This window comes from Streptomyces sp. Tue6028 (genome assembly GCF_002300165.1).
Lineage (GTDB): Bacteria > Actinomycetota > Actinomycetes > Streptomycetales > Streptomycetaceae > Streptomyces > Streptomyces siamensis.
Genome location: NZ_MLCE01000033.1, coordinates 28,171 through 45,412, shown reverse-complemented (window position 1 = coordinate 45,412; position 17,242 = coordinate 28,171). Strand labels below are relative to the sequence as shown.

15 protein-coding genes are annotated in these 17,242 nt (G+C 72.4%); 11 read left to right on the top strand and 4 right to left on the bottom strand.

What is annotated here, in order from left to right; translation table 11 throughout:
* Positions 1 to 25: 25 nt before the first annotated feature.
* Positions 26 to 886, top strand: a complete 861-nt coding sequence (locus tag BKI49_RS31410) for a 2Fe-2S iron-sulfur cluster-binding protein (RefSeq protein ID WP_095937679.1) — start codon at positions 26 to 28, stop codon at positions 884 to 886.
* Positions 887 to 893: 7 nt separating this feature from the next.
* Entirely contained in the window at positions 894 to 1,742 is an 849-nt protein-coding gene (gene fdhD, locus BKI49_RS31405) for a formate dehydrogenase accessory sulfurtransferase FdhD (protein WP_095937678.1), read from the top strand.
* Between the two features lie 234 nt (positions 1,743 to 1,976).
* Here the strand turns inward: fdhD and BKI49_RS31400 are convergent, their stop codons facing one another.
* Positions 1,977 to 2,519 (bottom strand): isochorismatase family protein, encoded by a 543-nt coding sequence (locus BKI49_RS31400; protein WP_095937677.1) that lies wholly within the window; start codon positions 2,517 to 2,519, stop codon positions 1,977 to 1,979.
* A 19-nt stretch (positions 2,520 to 2,538) separates the two neighbouring features.
* Positions 2,539 to 2,973, bottom strand: coding sequence for a MarR family winged helix-turn-helix transcriptional regulator (locus BKI49_RS31395; RefSeq protein WP_095937676.1), 435 nt, complete (start codon positions 2,971 to 2,973; stop codon positions 2,539 to 2,541).
* Positions 2,974 to 3,096: 123 nt separating this feature from the next.
* Here BKI49_RS31395 and BKI49_RS31390 point away from each other — a divergent pair, with 123 nt between their 5' ends.
* From BKI49_RS31390 to BKI49_RS31370, 5 genes are all read left to right on the top strand, one after another.
* Entirely contained in the window at positions 3,097 to 4,014 is a 918-nt protein-coding gene (locus BKI49_RS31390) for a quinone oxidoreductase family protein (RefSeq protein WP_095937675.1), read from the top strand.
* A gap of 225 nt (positions 4,015 to 4,239) precedes the next feature.
* Positions 4,240 to 4,512, top strand: a complete 273-nt coding sequence (locus BKI49_RS31385) for a hypothetical protein (RefSeq protein WP_028801797.1) — start codon at positions 4,240 to 4,242, stop codon at positions 4,510 to 4,512.
* Positions 4,509 to 5,258: a collagen-like protein gene (locus tag BKI49_RS35470; RefSeq protein WP_179332644.1), complete on the top strand. Its 750-nt coding sequence runs from the start codon at positions 4,509 to 4,511 to the stop codon at positions 5,256 to 5,258. Before BKI49_RS31385 ends, BKI49_RS35470 begins: the two co-directional genes overlap by 4 nt.
* Before the next feature lie 124 nt (positions 5,259 to 5,382).
* A complete protein-coding gene (locus BKI49_RS31375) occupies positions 5,383 to 7,272 on the top strand; it encodes a sialidase family protein (protein ID WP_095937674.1) in 1,890 nt (629 codons plus the stop codon).
* Between the two features lie 10 nt (positions 7,273 to 7,282).
* Positions 7,283 to 8,521: a DUF4185 domain-containing protein gene (locus BKI49_RS31370; protein ID WP_095937673.1), complete on the top strand. Its 1,239-nt coding sequence runs from the start codon at positions 7,283 to 7,285 to the stop codon at positions 8,519 to 8,521.
* Here BKI49_RS31370 and BKI49_RS31365 read toward each other — a convergent pair.
* Complete coding sequence (locus BKI49_RS31365) at positions 8,454 to 9,494, bottom strand: bile acid:sodium symporter family protein (protein WP_095937672.1); 1,041 nt, start codon at positions 9,492 to 9,494, stop codon at positions 8,454 to 8,456. The two genes, BKI49_RS31370 and BKI49_RS31365, sit on opposite strands and share 68 nt — an antisense overlap.
* Positions 9,495 to 9,639: 145 nt before the next feature.
* Between BKI49_RS31365 and BKI49_RS31360 the strand changes: the two genes are divergently transcribed.
* Positions 9,640 to 10,512 carry a LysR substrate-binding domain-containing protein gene (locus BKI49_RS31360; protein ID WP_028801803.1) on the top strand — a complete coding sequence of 291 codons (873 nt, stop codon included), beginning with the start codon at positions 9,640 to 9,642 and terminating at the stop codon, positions 10,510 to 10,512.
* A 19-nt stretch (positions 10,513 to 10,531) separates the two neighbouring features.
* Here BKI49_RS31360 and BKI49_RS31355 read toward each other — a convergent pair whose 3' ends face one another.
* On the bottom strand, positions 10,532 to 11,512 hold the full coding sequence (locus BKI49_RS31355; protein WP_095937671.1) for an Lrp/AsnC family transcriptional regulator: 981 nt from the start codon (positions 11,510 to 11,512) through the stop codon (positions 10,532 to 10,534).
* A gap of 118 nt (positions 11,513 to 11,630) precedes the next feature.
* On the opposite strand from BKI49_RS31355, the gene BKI49_RS31350 reads away from it, so the two are divergent.
* The 3 genes from BKI49_RS31350 to BKI49_RS31340 all read left to right on the top strand — a co-directional run bounded on the left by BKI49_RS31350 (position 11,631) and on the right by BKI49_RS31340 (position 17,222).
* A complete protein-coding gene (locus BKI49_RS31350) occupies positions 11,631 to 13,115 on the top strand; it encodes an MFS transporter (protein ID WP_095937670.1) in 1,485 nt (494 codons plus the stop codon).
* Positions 13,116 to 13,930: 815 nt separating this feature from the next.
* The gene (locus BKI49_RS31345; RefSeq protein ID WP_095937669.1) at positions 13,931 to 15,757 is read left to right on the top strand and encodes an AMP-dependent synthetase/ligase; all 1,827 of its coding nucleotides are present in this window, start codon (positions 13,931 to 13,933) and stop codon (positions 15,755 to 15,757) included.
* A gap of 211 nt (positions 15,758 to 15,968) precedes the next feature.
* Complete coding sequence (locus BKI49_RS31340) at positions 15,969 to 17,222, top strand: ABC transporter substrate-binding protein (RefSeq protein WP_095937668.1); 1,254 nt, start codon at positions 15,969 to 15,971, stop codon at positions 17,220 to 17,222.
* Positions 17,223 to 17,242 lie beyond the last annotated feature (20 nt).

Below are 17,242 nucleotides of genomic sequence, written 5' to 3'. Positions count from 1 at the left end.
CAGTGGACCGGACGGAGGCCGCCGCATGACCGTGGTACCGCTGGGAGTGCCCCGCCGGCTGATCGAGTTCACCCTGGACGGGCAGGAGGCCCGGGTGCCGGAGGGCTCGACGATCCTCGACGCCTGCCGGGCCGCGGGCAAGGACGTACCGACGCTGTGCCAGGGCGACACCCTGACACCCAAGAACGCGTGCCGGGTGTGCGTCGTCGAGGTGGAGGGCGCACGCACGCTCGTCCCGGCCTGCTCGCGCCGGGCGGAGGCGGGGATGGAGGTGCGCACGGACACCGAGCGCGCCCGGCACAGCCGCAAGGTGGTCCTGGAGCTGCTCGCCTCCTCCGTCGACCTGTCGACGACTCCAGGGGCCGCCGAATGGATCAAGGAGTACGAGGCGAAGCCGGACCGCTTCGGCCCGGACGCCGCCCGGGTGAACGAGGAACCGAAGGTCGACAACGACCTGTACGTCCGGGACTACGACAAGTGCATCCTCTGCTACAAGTGCGTGGACGCCTGCGGCGACCAGTGGCAGAACACCTTCGCCATCTCCGTCGCCGGTCGCGGCTTCGACGCCCGGATCGCCGTGGAACACGACGCGCCGCTCACGGATTCGGCCTGTGTGTACTGCGGCAACTGCATCGAGGTGTGCCCCACGGGGGCGCTGTCCTTCAAGTCGGAGTTCGACATGCGCGCGGCGGGTACGTGGGACGAGTCGGCGCAGACCGAGACGACCACGGTGTGCGCCTACTGCGGAGTGGGCTGCAATCTCACCCTGCACGTGCAGGACAATGAGATCGTGAAGGTCACCTCCCCGCACGACAACCCGGTGACCCACGGCAACCTCTGCATCAAGGGCCGCTTCGGCTACCAGCACGTACAGAACCGGGACTGATCAGGACATGGGACGAGTCACGGAACGACGCAAGGTGATCCGCATCCGGGACGGGGCCGTGAGCACCCGCCCGGACACCCTCGTGGCGGAGGAACCCCTGGAGATCCGCCTCAACGGCAAGCCGCTCGCCATCACCATGCGCACCCCGGGCGACGACTTCGCCCTTGCGGCGGGCTTTCTCGTCAGCGAGGGGGTGCTGGGCGGCGCGGACGAACTCCAGAACATCGTGTACTGCGCGGGCGCGACCGTGGACGGTTCCAACAGCTACAACGTGGTCGACGTGCGGACGGCGCCCGGCGTCGTCCTCCCGGACATCACGCTCGAACGGAACGTGTACACGACGTCCTCCTGCGGCCTGTGCGGCAAGGCCAGCCTGGACGCGGTCCGCACGACGGCCCGCTGGACGATCGACGACACTCCCCCGGTGCGGCTGGAGCCCGAGCTGCTCGCGAGCCTCCCCGACCGGCTGCGGGCGGCGCAGCGGGTCTTCGACCGGACCGGGGGCCTGCACGCGGCCGCGCTGTTCTCGCCGGAGGGCGAGCTGCTCGACGTGCGGGAGGACGTCGGCCGGCACAACGCGGTCGACAAGCTGGTGGGGCGCGCCCTGCAGAGCGGCTCGCTGCCGCTGTCCCGGACGGTCCTGCTGGTGTCGGGACGGGCGTCGTTCGAGCTGGCGCAGAAGGCGGTGATGGCGGGCATTCCGGTGCTCGCGGCGGTGTCGGCGCCGTCGTCCCTGGCGGTCGACCTGGCCGCGGAGGCGGGCCTGACCCTGGTCGGCTTCCTGCGCGGCCCCTCCATGAACGTGTACGCGGGCGAGCACCGCATCGCCCTGCGGGCCGCGGCCGCCCAGGGCTGACCGGCTCCCCGCGACACGGCGGCGGGGCCCCGAACGGCGGGGAGCGCCCCCTGCGCCGGAGGGGCCCCGTCTTTCCCGCGCCGCCGTGTCGAGCGGCCCATCGCTTTCGCGCCCTGCGCCAAAGGGCCCGGGGCGTCCGGGCCGCAGGGGCCGCCCCGTCCACGCCCCGGGCCCGTGCCGTCCACGCCGGGGCCCCCGGTGTGCCCGGCCGGTGCCGGGAGGCTCCGCCGGGCCTCAGCTCTTCGCGAAGCGGACCTCGGCCGCCGTCACGACCGTGCCGAGGCGCGGGAAGTCGAGACGGACGGAGGCGTCGTGCTCGGGGGCGGTGAACGCGGCCATCGCGTCCTCGACGAAGACGAGGTCGTAGCCGAGGTCTCCGGCGGCCCGGGCGGTCGACTCGACACCGAGGTTGGTGGCGATGCCCCCGAACACCAGCGTGGAGACGCCGTGGGCCCGCAGCCGCTCGTCGAGGCCGGTGCCCTGGAAGCCGCCGATGGTCCGCTTCACGATCTCGATGTCGCCCGGTGCCGCGAGGCCCGCCACGAGTCCGCTGCCGGGCGGCTGTTCGGGGACCCCGGGCCGCTCGACACGGATCAGCACGACGGGTGCCCCCACCGCGCGGAAGGCGGTCGCCATTTCCTCGGACGTGGTGAGCACGTCGGTGCCCTTGTGGGGTTCCAGGGGCAGCGCCACGATGCGGTCCATCAGATCGACGAGGACGAGGGCGGTGCGCGCCGGGTCGAGGGCGAGACGGGGTTCGGCTTCGGGTGCGGTCATGACGGAACGTTAGCCCGCGTCACCCGTCCGTACCGGAAATCCGGATCAACAGGCCCATGAACTGCTCCCGTTCGGACGCGGACAAGGGGGCCATCAGGACGTCGTTCGCCTCCAGGGCCGCCGTCTCGCAGCTGCGGAGCACCCGCTCTCCCTCGGCGGTGAGGGAGACCGCGTTCTTGCGGCGGTCCCCGGGGTCGGGTGCGCGGACGACCAGGCCGGACGTCTGAAGGTCGTTCAGGACGCCGACCAGGTCCTTGGGGTCGAGGCCGATCGAGCGGCCGAGCTCGGCCTGCGCGACGGGGCCGAGGTCGGCGACGGCGGACAACACCACGTGGTGCCACATCTTCATGCCTTCGGCGGCCAGCGCCTCCGCGACGAGGGCGCGGCCACGGGCGGCGGCGCGGCCGAGGAGCCAGCTGGGGAGCGCGCGGATCGCGGGCAAGGGGGCGGACATACGGCCAGGGTAGCGAAAAAGCCGTTGGACATCCCAACGAATGGCGCCCTACCGTTGGGACTCCCAACGATTCTCGTGGGTGCTCTTCGATGCCCCATGACCGCTCCCATTCCTGGAGGTGCGATGCGTCGCGTCCGCTACGAGCACACCGGTGGCCCGCTGTTCCTGGAGGAGGTCCCCGAGCCTGTCGCCGGACCGGGCGAACTGCTGGTGCGCACCGAGGCCATCGGGGTGACGCTGCCGGTGGTGCGCAAGGTGACCGAGGCGGCCGAGCCGATACGGCTCGGCGGCGAGGTCGCCGGCGAAGTGGTCGCCGTCGGCGAGGGCGTCACCCGCTTCCGGACGGGCGACCGCGTCACCGGGCTCGGCTTCGGGCACGCCTACGCCGATCTCGCCCTCCTGCACGAGTCCATGGCCTCGCCGATACCCGACGGCGCGGGCGCCGTCGACGCGGTGGCGCTCGTGCGCAGCGGTCTGGTCGCGCTGGGCGCCCTGGAGGCGGGGCGCCCCGTCCCGGGCGAGTCGGCACTCGTCACGGCGGCGGCGAGCGGGATCGGCCATCTGGCGGTACAGCTGGCCCGGCTGCGCGGGGCCTCGCGAGTCGTCGGAGCGGTGTCCGCGTCCGCAAAGACGGCGTTCGTGCGCGCGCTCGGCGCCGACGAGGTCGTCACGTACGACACCGAGCGCTGGGGCGCCCCCGTCGACTACGCGCTCGACGCCGTCGGCGGGGATCTGCTGACCCCGGCGATCGGGGCCCTCGCCCCGGGCGGACGCCTCGTCGCGTACAGCTCGGGCGGCGGAACCGTGCGCGCCTACGACCTGCTGGTGGGCGCCAGGACGGTGACCGGCTTTCAGATGGCGCGGATCGCCCGCGAGGATCCCGAGCGGTACGAGCGGTGGCGCCAGGAGCTGTGGCGACTGTTCACGCAGGGTGCTCTCCGGCCCGCCGTGCACGCGGAGTTCGCGCTGGAGGACGCCGCGTCGGCGCACGCGGCGATCGAGTCCCGCGGCAACCTCGGAAAGGTGGTCCTGCGTCCCTGACCTGCACAGGGTGGAGCCGCCCGGATGCCCCGCGTCCGCACCGGCGTGCGCCCGGTGGGCACACCGGGCGCACGGCGGCACGGACGGGCTCGGTGACGTTCCGTCACCACCCGTCCGAGGTATCGGACTCCGTACGCACATCCTCGTACGTCCGTGCTCGTTACTCCTGGCGAATTCCATCGGGCCCCGTCCGCGCGGCCCGTCGTCCAGGTAGGAGGCGTTTACTTGGATGCCGGCACCACCCTGTTCGGCTCGCTGCTCGCCTGCGCGGGCGCGCTGGGCGCGGCGCTCGTGGCGTATCTGGGAAAGCGGGGCGAGAACGCCCTGAGCGGCTACTCCAGCCTGACCGAGCGGCTGCAGTCCGAGCGCGACCGCCTGGAGCGCCAGGTCGCCGAGCGTGACTCGCGCATCGACGAACTGGCCACGCTCCGCGCGGCGGACCAGACGGAGATCGCACGGCTGCGCCTCGACATCCATCGCCTGGGAGGGGCGCCGTGACCCGATTCCAGCAGGTGCTAGCCGTGCGGTGGCGCACCGTCTTCCTCGTCTGTGTCCTGGTCGCGCTGTCCGGTGTCGCGGTGGTCCTCTGGGCGCGCATCGACGCCGGGGACCGCAAGGCGGACGCGCTGCGCTCGGAGGCGGACCGGCGCGGCAAGGCACTGTCGACCCTGGCGCAGGACGTGCGCGATCTGCGCGCCCAGGTCGAGGCGGGCGGCGGCACGCCGGCGGCGCCGGATCCCGCCGAGGCGATCGACGGTCTGATGGACCGGGTACGTGTGCCCGCCGGAGCGCCCGGCGCGCCCGGCGCCAAGGGCGAGCGGGGCGTGGGCGGGAAGCCGGGCGCCGACGGGCAGCGCGGCGAGCCCGGCATGCCCGGCGCCGCGGGCGCGGACGGTGGGTCCGGCCCCTCGGGCCCGCCCGGCGCGGACGGTTCACCGGGCCCGGCGGGACCTCCCGGCCCACAGGGCGATCAGGGCTACCAGGGACTGCCCGGGAACCCCGGGAACCCCGGGAACTCGGGCACGAAGGGCGACAAGGGCGACAAGGGCGACCCGGGCGACCTGGGGCCGCCCGGCCCCAAGGGCGACCCCGGACCGGTGTGCCCGGACGGGTACACGCTCCAGGCGCCGTCCGGCGACCCGGACGCACTCGTCTGCCGCAGGAGCGCTCCGGAGCCGACTCCGCAGTCGGCGGCCGTACTTCCGCTCGTCCCCCTGCCACGGCGGCGGCGCAATCGGACGTGAACATGACCGGTGCACGCTTCTTGTGGGGTGCCTGAGGGCCCAAGTAGCGTCTGTGCCGCGAACGTTGGACGTGGGATGTCCAGAGAATCCGGATTGCCCGGACGGATGAAGGGCAGGTCGCACCATGCCGTCACATCTCCGCGCACGCCTCAGATCCACCGTCGGAGCCACCCTCACGGCCGCGCTCGCCGCAGCCGCACTCCTCGCACTGCCGGCTCCCGCCGGCGCCGAACAGACGTCCGCGCAAGCCGAGTTCGAACAACAGGTGCTGTTCAAGGCCTCCCAGGACCCGGGTTACGCCTGCTTCCGCATCCCCGCCGTCGTGCGGACGGCCGAGGGGACCCTGCTGGCGTTCGCCGAGGGCCGCGTCCTCAACTGCGGTGACGCCGCCGACATAGACATCGTCGTCAAACGCTCCACCGACGGCGGGCGCACCTGGGGTCCCCTCCAGGTGGTCAACGACGGCGGCGGCGACACCCACGGCAACCCGGCGCCCGTCGTGGACCGGGAGACGGGCCGCATCCTCCTCGCCGAGACGTACAACACGGGCCGCACGGACAGCGCGAGCTGCTCCGTGCCCTGCGACCGCACACCGCACCTCCAGTACAGCGACGACGACGGGCGGACCTGGTCGCCGCCGCGCGACCTGAGCGACGAGATCCTCCCGCCGGAGTGGAACTCCTGGTACGCCACCGGCCCCGTGCACGGCATCCAACTGACGCGCGGAAAGCACGCGGGACGGCTCGTCTTCGGCGTCAACACCGAGACGTGGAACGGAAGTCGGGTCACCGCCAACCACGCGGCCCTCATCACCAGCGACGACGGCGGCGACAGCTGGGACGTCGGGGCGTCGGACTCGTGGCCGATCGCCGACGACGGCACCTTCCGGCAGAAGCCGTCCGAGATGACCCTCGCCGAACGCGCCGACGGCTCGGTCCTGGTGAGCGGCCGGGAACAGGACGGCACCGACCTCGGCCACCGCACCCAGGCCGTCAGCCGCGACGGCGGCGACAGCTTCGTGGCCCCCTTCCGCGACCTCCCGGACCTCTACGCCCCGCAGGTGCAGTGCTCGTCCCTGCCCCTCGGCAAGCGGCTGCTGCTGGCCTGCCCCGGCGACCCGGACCGCCGTCGCACCATGATGATCCGGTCCTCGTACGACGGCGGACGCACCTGGGACAGCGTGGACCGCGGCACGGTCGTCACCACCGACTGGTCCGGCTACTCGGACCTGGTGCGCGCCGACGCCGGCAGCGTGGGACTGCTGTACGAGGGCGGCGCGGTCGACGCCCGCGACGAGATCCGCTTCGCCCGCTTCACCGAGGACTGGCTCACCCCGCGGCGCGGCCCGGACCCGACGACGCCCGACCTCGCCCCGCACGCCCGGCGCTCCGCGGTCCTCGGCGGAGCCCAGGAGACCGACGGTGTGTTCGGCGGAGCCCTCGCCTTCGACGGCAGGGACGACGCCGTCCGGTTGCCGTACCAGGACCGGCTGCCGCTCGGGACGAAGGACTTCACCGCCACGCTGTGGTTCCGCTACACCGCCACCACCGGCGAACAACCGCTGCTGTGGATGGGCGGCATCGGTACTACGCAGCCCCAGGTGTGGCTGCGCGGCGAACCCGCCTCCAACCGGATCACCGGGCTGATCACCACCCGCAACGGCGCGTCGGCCCCCACCACGGCGTCCGTCCGCACGACGGGCGCCTACAACGACGGCCAGTGGCACCTGTTGGCACTGCGCCGCGGGCAGGGGCAGCTGACGCTGTTCGTCGACGGGACCGCCGTCAGCACCGCGGACGTGCCCGGATCGGTCAGCCGCAACTCACCGTTCGGTGTGCACATCGGCCAACGAATGGACAGCCGCGCGTACTTCACCGGAGCCATCGACGACGTCCGCGTCCACGACCGGGCGTTGAGCGACGCCGAACTGGCCGGGCTGCGCACCCACCAGGAAGCCGTGACCCCGGACACCGTCCTGTGGCTGCCCATGGACCATGTGAGCGGAGCCCACTAACGTCCCGTCCGTGCCCGACGACGCACGAGCACGACGGCGGAACGCGACCGGGGCCGGCCTCCTGCTGGCCCTGGTCTGCACGGCCGTGCTGCTCACCGCCCTCCCGGACCGCGACCGGGAGGGCGGCGGCACGTGCGCGCCCCGCACACCGCGGTCCTGGAACGCGGCCGCCGCGCTCACGGGCGAGTTCGCCCGGTACGGGGACGACCCCACGCGCACCGACGACTGGACCGGCGGCGACGGCACCCATTCGGTGCGGCTGCCCGACGGGCGGGTGCTGTGGCTCTTCTCGGACACCTACCTCGGCCAGGTGCACGGACCGCCGAACCCCGTCGGCGAGTCGTACGCCTGGCGCGACACGAACACTCCGCTCGTACGCAACTCCGCCGTCGTGATGTCCCGCGACGGACGGCTGCGGACGACGCTGCCGGCCCCGGTCTTCCCCGACCCGGCGCCGCAGCAGTGGCGCTGGCCGGTCGCCGCCCGTGTCGAGCCCCGCTCCCCCGGCTCCGCGGACCAGGTCGTCCGCGTCCTGCTGTGGACCCGCACGGCCGGTCAGGCGCCCTGGATCTACGGCGTGCCGACCGCCACCGAGGTCGCCACGCTCTCGCTGCCGGATCTGCGCCTCGAAGGCATCACCACCGTCCTGGACCAGCGTGCCGTCGCCGACGCCTCCCGACGGGTGCTGTTCGGCACCTCGGCCGTCGACGCGGGCGAGTGGACGTACGTCTTCGGCGGCGACGACGGGCAGGCCGCCGCACGCCCGGTGTCGCGGGCCTACGTCGCCCGGGTGCCGCACGGCCGGCTCGCGGAGCCGGGCGCCTGGGAGTACTGGGACGGCTCGGCCTGGACGGTGCGGGGGCACCCTGCGCCGGTCCTCGGGGACGGGCGGCGCACGGGGGTGGGCAGTGCGTTCACGGTGCTGCGCGAGGGCGGCACGTACGTCCTGTTCACCATGGCGGCGGGCACCGCGGGGCTGACGACGATCACGTCGTACTGGGCGTGTTCGCCGACCGGCCCCTGGCACGGGCCCGTCCGGGGCTTCAGCCCCGCGCTCCCCCGCGGCGACGTGGCCGCGTACAACCCGCAGGTCCATCCGGAGCTGGGCGACGGCGACCGGATCGTGCTCAGCTACGACGTGAACTGGCTGACCTCGGCGGGCGCCACCGCGCAGACGAACATCAGCCGGAACGTGTCCCTGTACCGACCGCGATTCGTGACGCTGCGGCTGACCGGCGCGGGGTCGTAGCGGCCTCGGGGTCGCGGGCCCGGCGTTTGGCGATCACCGCGCACACCATGAGCTGCATCTGATGGAAGAGCATCAGCGGCAGCACGGCCAGCGAGGCGTGCGCGCCGAAGAGCACACCGGCCATGGGGAGTCCGGAGGCGAGTGACTTCTTCGACCCGGCGAACTGGATCGCGATCCGGTCCTCCCGGCCGAAGCGGAGCGCCTTCGTGCCGTACCAGGTGAGCGTGAGCATCACGGCGAGCAGTACGGCCTCGACGAGCAGCAGTCCCGCCAGCCGCACGGGGCTCACCTGGTGCCAGATGCCCTGCACCATGCCCTCGCTGAACGCGGTGTAGACGACGAGCAGGATGGATCCGCGGTCGACGTAGCCGAGCACCTTCTTGTGCCGGGTGATGAACCCGCCGATCCAGCGGCGCAGCACCTGGCCCGCGAGGAACGGCACCAGCAGTTGCAGCACGATCTTGACGAGCGAGTCGGTGGAGAAACCGCCGCCGCTGTTGCCGAGCAGGGCCGCGGCGAGCAGCGGGGTGATGACGATGCCCGCCAGCGAGGAGAAGGAGCCCGCGCAGATCGCGGCGGGCACGTTGCCGCGCGCGATGGAGGTGAACGCGATCGACGACTGGATGGTCGACGGCACCAGGGTGAGGAAGAGCAGTCCGGTGTAGAGGTCGTGCGTCAGGAACACCGGCTCCAGCCCGCGGGCGGCCAGGCCGAGCAGTGGGAAGACGACGAAGGTGCAGGCCAGCACCGTGCCGTGGAGCCGCCAGTGCTTGAGCCCCTCCAGCGCCTCACGGGTCGACAGACGCGCCCCGTAGAGGAAGAAGAGGAAGGCGATGGCGGCCGTGGACGCGCCCGACGCGACGTCGGCGGCCGTACCCCGCGCGGGGAAGAGGGCCGCGAGGCCCACCGTCCCCAGCAACAGCAGGATGTACGGGTCGATCGGCAGCCGGCTCGGCCACTTCAGGCGTTTCACGGTGCTCCACTGCTCGGTTCTGTACGTAGGTCGTGTCGGTCGCACGAGGTCGGGTCGTGCCCTCTCCATCGTCCTCTCCCGGACCGCGATCGGGAATCCGTCATACCGTTCTGACTGTCATCACGATTCGCGATAACGTGTCCCCGTGTACGACCCTTCCCAGCTGCGTACGTTCCTGGCGGTGGCCCAGACGCTCAGCTTCACGCAGGCCGCCCGCCGGCTCGGGCTGCGGCAGTCCACGGTCAGCCAGCACGTGCGCCGCCTGGAAGACGCCGCCGGACGCCAGTTGTTCTCCCGCGACACGCACTCCGTGGAGCTCACGGAGGACGGCGAGGCGATGCTCGGCTTCGCCCGCCGGATCCTGGCCGTGCACGAGCAGGCCACGGCGTTCTTCACCGGGACGCGGTTGCGCGGCAGGCTGCGGTTCGGCGCCTCCGAGGACTTCGTCCTCACCCGGCTCCCGGAGATCCTGGAGGGCTTCCGGTACGACCATCCCGAGGTGGACCTGGAGCTGACGGTCGAACTGTCGGGCACGCTCCACGAGCAGCTCGCCGCGGGCAAGCTCGACCTGGTGCTGGCGAAGCGGCGGCCCGAGGACCCACGCGGCGAACTCGTCTGGCACGACGGACTGGTGTGGATCGGCGCCGAGCGGCTGCGCCTGGACCCCGACCGACCCGTCCCCCTGATCGTCTACCCGCCGCCGGGCATCACCCGCGCGCTCGCCCTGGAGGCCCTGGAGCGCCAGGGCCGCCCCTGGCGCATCGCCTGCACCAGCGGCAGCCTCAACGGCCTGATCGCGGCGGCCCGGGCGGGTCTCGGCGTGATGGCGCACTCCCGGGGGCTGATCCCGCCGGGCCTGGTCCGCGTACCGGAACGGGCGGGGCTGCCGGAGCTCGGCGAGGTCGACTTCGTGCTGGTGCACGGGCGGCGGCGCACGTCCGCGCAGGGCGCCGCGGACGCGCTGGCGGCGGCGATCCTGGCCGGCGGCGACCGGCTGCACCGCGGGCGGCGCGTGTGACACGGCCGCCCGGCCGCGGTCAGGGCGCCTTCGCGTAGGTGAGCTGCTTGACCCGGCGCAGGAACGGCGTCGTCTCGACGTGCTGGACGCCTTCGAGACGGCCGATGCCCTCGCTGAGATAGCCGTAGAGGCCGGCCGTGTCGCGGGTGACGGCGGTGACGACGATGTTGGAGGGCCCCGCGGTCGCGGAGGCGAAGGCGACCTCGTCGTGGGCGGCGAGGGCCTCACCGACGGACTGCAGGGCCGCGGGGGCCGCCGTGATCCACAGGCAGGCGGCGAGGGGGTGGCCGAGCAGCTCGGAGTGGTACTCGATGTCGATGTACACGGCGCCGGAGGCGAGCAGTCCGGCCAGGCGGCGCTTGACCGCGGACTCCGAGCGGCCGGTGGCCCGCTGGAGTTCGGGGTAGGTCGCGCGCCCGTCCCGCTCCAGGGCGGCGACCAGCGGCTCGTCCTCGGGGTCGATCACGACGGTGCCGGCCGTGCCGTCGGCCTCGGGCACGTCGCGGCGCAGCGCGGCGATCTGGTCGTCCGCCAGTACGGCGAACTTGCCGAGCCAGCCGTTGGGGCCGCCGAAGAAGCGGTGGAGCAGTTGGTGGGCGCGGATCTCCATGATGCTCGGGGTGCGCGGCAGCTTCCCGAGCAGCAGGTCGTCGTGGTCACCGGGGCTGCGCGGACGCGTCATGCAGACGACCTCGGTGCCACCCGAGGCGAGCCCGATCCACGCCGTGTCGGGGCGCTTGGCCAGCGCGTCGGCGATGGCGTGCGCGCTGTCGGGGGCGCAGCGCAGCCGCAGCATCCAGTGGTCCTGGCCGAGCCGCTGGGCGTCGCGGACGGCGACGACGCGCAGCCCGGCCTCCGCGCACAGCCTGCGGTAGCGCCGTGCGACGGTCTGGTCGGAGACGCCGAGCACCTCGGCGATGCGGCTGAACGGCGCCCGGCCGTTGACCTCCAGCGCGGCGAGCAGCCGCAGGTCGAGCTCGTCACCGGCGTGGGATTCCATCTCTGCGGGACCTTCCTCTGTCGGATTCCGTCGATCCGATGCCCGCGGCGACCGCGATCATCCGTCCGGAGCTCATCGTACGGAGGCATACGCATCCGTGGCACGAGGAGTTGAGGACATGCGTACATGGGGGCCGCTCACGGCGATATGCCTGGGCACGTTCATGTTGCTGCTGGACGTGACGATCGCCGTCGTCGCGCTGCCGGACATGGCGCGGGCGCTGGACGCGTCGCTGAGCGATCTGCAATGGGTGATCGACGGGTACGCGCTCGCACTCGCCGCGCTGCTGCTGGGGGTCGGGGCGGCGGCCGACATCCTCGGAAGGCGCCGTGTGCACGTGGCGGGCGTCGCGCTGTTCGCGGTGGCGTCGCTGCTGTGCGGGCTGGCGTCGGGGCCGGGGATGCTGGTGGCCGCGCGCGGTCTGCAGGGTGTGGGCGCGGCGGCGATGTTCGCGACGACGCTGCCGCTGCTCGGTTCCGTCTACCAGGGGCGGCAGCGGTCGGCGGCGCTCGGCGTGTGGGGCGCGGTCAGCGGCGGCGCCGCGGCGGTCGGGCCGGTACTGGGCGGTCTGCTCACCGAGGGGCCCGGCTGGCGCTGGATCTTCTTCGTGAACCTGCCGGTCAGCGTGGCGTCGGTGTGGCTGACCCTGCGCGTGGTGCCGGAGTCGCGCGGTCCGCGCGGGATGCGCATCGACTGGGCGGGCACGGCGGCGTTCGCGTGCTTCGCCGGAGCGACGACGTACGGGGTGGTGCGGGCCGGTTCCGACGGCTGGACGTCGGCGGTCACCACGGGTTCGTTCACCGTCGCGGCGCTGGCCGCCGTCGGGTTCGTCCTCGTCGAGCAGCGAGCCGCTCACCCGCTGCTCGACCTGTCCCTGCTGCGCAAGCCCTCGTTCGTGGGGGTGATGGCGGGCGCGCTCGCCTTCAACGGGGTGGCGTTCGGGGTCGTCCCGTACCTGTCGATCTGGATGCAGACGGTGCTCGGCATGAGCCCGGTGCGCGGCGGGCTCACGCTGCTGCCCATGACGGGCGCGTCCGTGGTGGTCGCGATCCTCGCCGGCAAGCTGCTGCACGGGGTTCCGGCCCGGCTGACGATCGGCGGCGGGCTGCTGCTGATCGGCTCGGGCGCGATCTGCCAGGCCGTCCTGGACGCGGGCAGCGGGTGGACGGCACTGGTGCCGGGCCTGGTGCTGGTGGGCACCGGCACCGGCTTCGTCTCCCCCGCGATCGCCGGCGCGGCGCTCGCGGCGGTCCCGCCCGAGCGGGCGGGCATGGCGGGCGGCGCGGTCAACACGGTCCGGCAGCTCGGCTACGCCCTCGGCGTCGCGGTCTTCGGCACGGTCCTGACGTCCCGGATGCGGGACACGCTGCCGCACGACGCGGCGCACACGCTCGCGGGCGGCGGCGCGGGAGCCCTGCGCGGCGCGTTCCCCGAGCACACGCTGCGGGCGGCGTTCGCCTCCGGACTCGACACGGCGTCGATGGCCGCGGGAGTGACGGGAATGGCCGCCGGGGCGCTGGTACTGGTGCTGGTGCGGACACCGCGCCCCGTGGCGAGCCCGGTCGAGGCACCGGGCGAGACGGTGGCTGCACCGCGCGGGTGACACGGGCGGTGCGGTGACGGCGCCGCGCGGTGTCACCCGGCCGGGACGGGGGCGGTTTCCGGGGCGATCGCCCCGGAAACCGCCCCCGTCCCGCGATCGACGGCCGCCCCTTCCCCCGCAAGGCGCACAGCCCGCTGCCCGCTGCCCGCTGCCCGCTGCCCGCTGCCCGCTGCCCGCTGCCCGCTGCCCGCTGCCCGCTGCCCGCTGCCCGCACGGCAACGACGGGGCCCGCCCGGACGTACGCGGCACGAACCGGCCGGACCGCGCCGGACACACTCGACACGAACCCGCCGGACCGCGCCGGACACACTCGACACGAACCCGCCGGACCGCGCCGGACCGCGCCGGACGCATGGCGCTCGAACCGGCCCGGCTGCCCCAAACGCGCGGCCGCACGACCCGATCGGCCCCGCGCGGCCGCACGACCAGCCCGGCTCCGCACGGACGCACGCCGGCACGGACAGCCGGTCCCGGGCCGCGCTGAAGCGGAGGGGCAGGTCGCACGGGGTGGAGGAATGGATTCCGGATCTTCGGGCAGAGGATCCGTCGAGGCCTCGCCCCTGCGGAATCGGATGCTCCACATCCGGTTTACAAGATGCCGTCCACCGTAATCGGGTCGTACAGATTCCGTGGAGATTGCGGGCCAGAAACTTACGGAACCGTAAGGGATTCTGTCCGGCCCTTCCCCTTGTGAGGGCATTTCCGCGGCTGACCTGTGCATTCGCCGCGACGACCGGTGGTTCGACCCCTCTCCCGCCCGGCGGCCGGGTGGGGTAGCTTTCACGGCGCTGTGCGGAGCGCCACGAGGAGCGGGATTGCGCGAGTTCACCAACCCCCCATTGGCGTCGGCGCCGCCGGTGGGCGGCCTGGCCGACGTCGTCTTCGACCATGCCCAGGAAGACCCCCTCCACGTCGCACTCGGACGCAAGGACGACCAGGGTCAGTGGCGTGACGTCACGTCCGCCGAGTTCCGTGACGAGGTGCTCGCGCTCGCCAAGGGTCTGCTGGCCCACGGCATCCGCTTCGGCGACCGGGTCGCGATCATGTGCCGCACCCGGTACGAGTGGACGCTCTTCGACTTCGCGCTGTGGACGATCGGCGCCCAGGTCGTGCCCGTCTACCCCACCTCCTCCGCCGAGCAGGTCTTCTGGATGCTGCACGACGCCCAGGTGTCGGCGATCATGGTGGAGCACGAGGACCACGCGATGACCGTCGCCACGGTCGTGGACCGGCTCCCACAGCTGCACCAGCTCTGGCAGCTCGACGTGGGTGCGGTCCAGGAGCTGTACGAGGCGGGCGCGCACATCGACGACGAGGTGGTCCACCGGCACCGCCGGGCGGTCACACCGGAGTCGATCGCAACGATCATCTACACCTCGGGCACCACCGGGCGCCCCAAGGGCTGCGTCCTGTCCCACTCGAACTTCATGTTCGAGGCGGACACGGTCATCGAACGCTGGGAGCCCGTCTTCCACTCCAAGCGCGGCGACCAGGCGGCCACCCTGCTGTTCCTGCCGCTCGCGCACGTCTTCGGGCGCATGGTGCAGGTCGCCGCGTTCCGCGGGAAGGTCAAGTTCGGCCATCAGCCGCAGCTGAACGCGGCCGCCCTGCTGCCCGACCTGGCCGCCTTCCGGCCGACGTTCTTCCTCGCCGTCCCGTACATCTTCGAGAAGGTCTTCAACGCCGCCCGCCGCAAGGCCGAGAAGGAAGGCAAGTCGGGGCCGTTCGAGAAGGCCGTCGAGGTCGCCGTGCGCTACGCCGACGCGACGGAGGCGAAGGCGTGGGGCATCGGCCCCGGCCCGTCCGCGAGTCTGCGGATGCAGCACCAGCTCTTCGACAAGCTCGTCTACTCCAAGGTGCGGGCCGCGATGGGCGGGCGGGTCAAGCACGCCATGTCGGGCGGCTCGGCGATGGACCGGCGGCTCGGACTGTTCTTCGCGGGTGCCGGCGTGTTCATCTACGAGGGGTACGGGCTCACCGAGTCCACGGCCGCCGCGACGGCCAACCCGCCGGAGCGCACCCGGTTCGGCACCGTCGGGCAGGCGATCCCCGGCACGACGGTGCACATCGCCGACGACGGCGAGATCTGGCTGCACGGCGGCAACGTCTTCCAGGGGTACCTGAACGACCCCAAGGCCACCGACGCCACCCTGCACGACGGCTGGCTCGCCACCGGCGACCTGGGCTCGCTCGACGAGGACGGCTACCTCACCATCACCGGGCGCAAGAAGGAGATCCTGGTGACCTCCGGCGGCAAGAGCGTCTCGCCGGGGATCCTGGAGGAGCGGGTGCGCGACCACCCGCTGGTCGCGCAGTGCATCGTCGTCGGCAACGACAAGCCCTACATCGCCGCGCTGGTCACCCTCGACTCCGAGGCCGTCGAGCACTGGCTCGGGATGCGCGGAAAGCCGCAGTTGTCGCCCGCCGAGCTGGTGCGCGATCCCGACCTGGAGACCGAAGTGCGGCGCGCGGTGGTCGCCGCGAACACGCTGGTCTCCCAGGCGGAGTCGATCCGGACGTTCCGGATACTGGCCCACCAGTTCACCGAGGAGCACGGGCTGCTGACGCCGTCGCTGAAGCTGAAGCGGAAGGCGATCGAGAAGGCGTACTCGACCGAGGTCGAGGCCCTGTACCAGGCGTAGAGAGGCCCTGCACCAGGCACAGACCGGTCACCCCGGTGGGCCGCGACCTCGTTCCGGCGAGGCCTGGGCCCCTGCGCGCCCGCGCCCAGGAGGGCGCCCGGGGCCCACACCCTTTGCTTTCTGATGGTTCGTCATTTATCGATGCGTCAGATATTGACGCTCCGTCAGATTCCACGGACACTTTCGGTCATTCTCAGGAGGGGGACCGACCGTGTCGCGACCGATCCGCACCATGACCGTCGCCGTGGCCGCACTGCTGCTCGCCACCGCCTGCAACTCGGCCGTCGGCGGCGGGAGTTCGGACAAGGCGGGCGGCTCCGTCCGCGGGGTGACCGCGGACTCCGTCAAGGTCGGCGGGATCGTCTCGATGACGACCGCCACCGGGTACTCGAAGAAGGACACCGATCTCGGGGCCAAGGCCCGCTTCGACCGCGCGAACTCCGAGGGCGGAGTCAACGGCCGCACCATCGACTACCTCGGGGCCGAGGACGACGGACAGGACCCGGCCAAGAACCTCGCCGCGGCACGCAAACTCGTCCAGCAGGACAAGGTGTTCGCCATCGCTCCGATGAGTTCGACGACCTTCTCCGGAGCGGACTTCCTGCAGAAGGAGAAGGTCCCCACCTTCGGCTGGGGCACCCTGCCCTCCTTCTGCGGGCCGACGTACATCTACGGTTTCGGCGGCTGCATGGTGCCGATGCCCGGCGGCACCATCTCGCAGACCTGGCCGGAGGGGCTCAAGCAGGTCACGGGCGGCGCGCGGGGCAGGTCGGTGGCGATCCTGGCCAACGACAGCGACGCCGGCACCTTCGCCATCCGCACCTACCGGCAGAGTTTCGCGTCGGCCGGCTACGAGGTCACCTTCGCCAAGTCGTCCGTGCCCGCCGGAGCCGTACCGAGCGACTGGTCGGCGTACACGAAGGAGATCCTGCGCAGCGACGGCGGCAAGGCCCCGGACGCGGTGGTCTCCGTGATGCAGACTCCGTACAACATCGGCCTGTTCACGGCTCTCAAACGGACCGGGTACGACGGGGTGCTCACCGATCCGACGGACTACGACCCCGCCCTGCTCGCCAAGAGCGCCACGAAGAAGGCGCTCGACGGGGTGCACATCCTGCTGTCCTTCCAGCCGTTCGAACAGGACACCCCGGCGATGGCACAGTTCAAACAGGACATCAAGAAGGCGGCGGGCAAGGACGTTCCTCTCAACATGCACATGATGACCGGCTACATGTCGGCCGACCTCTTCCTGGCCATCGCCGAGAAGGCGGGCAAGAACCTGACGGTGGCCTCCTTCCAGAAGGCCGCGAACTCCTTCTCCGACACCGGCACCATGGTCGGCGACCGGGCCGAACCCAGGGGCCGCAAGGAGTCGTTCGGCTGCGGGGCCCTGGTCCAGCTGAAGGACGGCCGGTACGTCGTGTCGGCGCCCTTCAAGTGCTACACACCCATCCCCTTCAAGTAGCCGACACCGAAGGGGGCTGG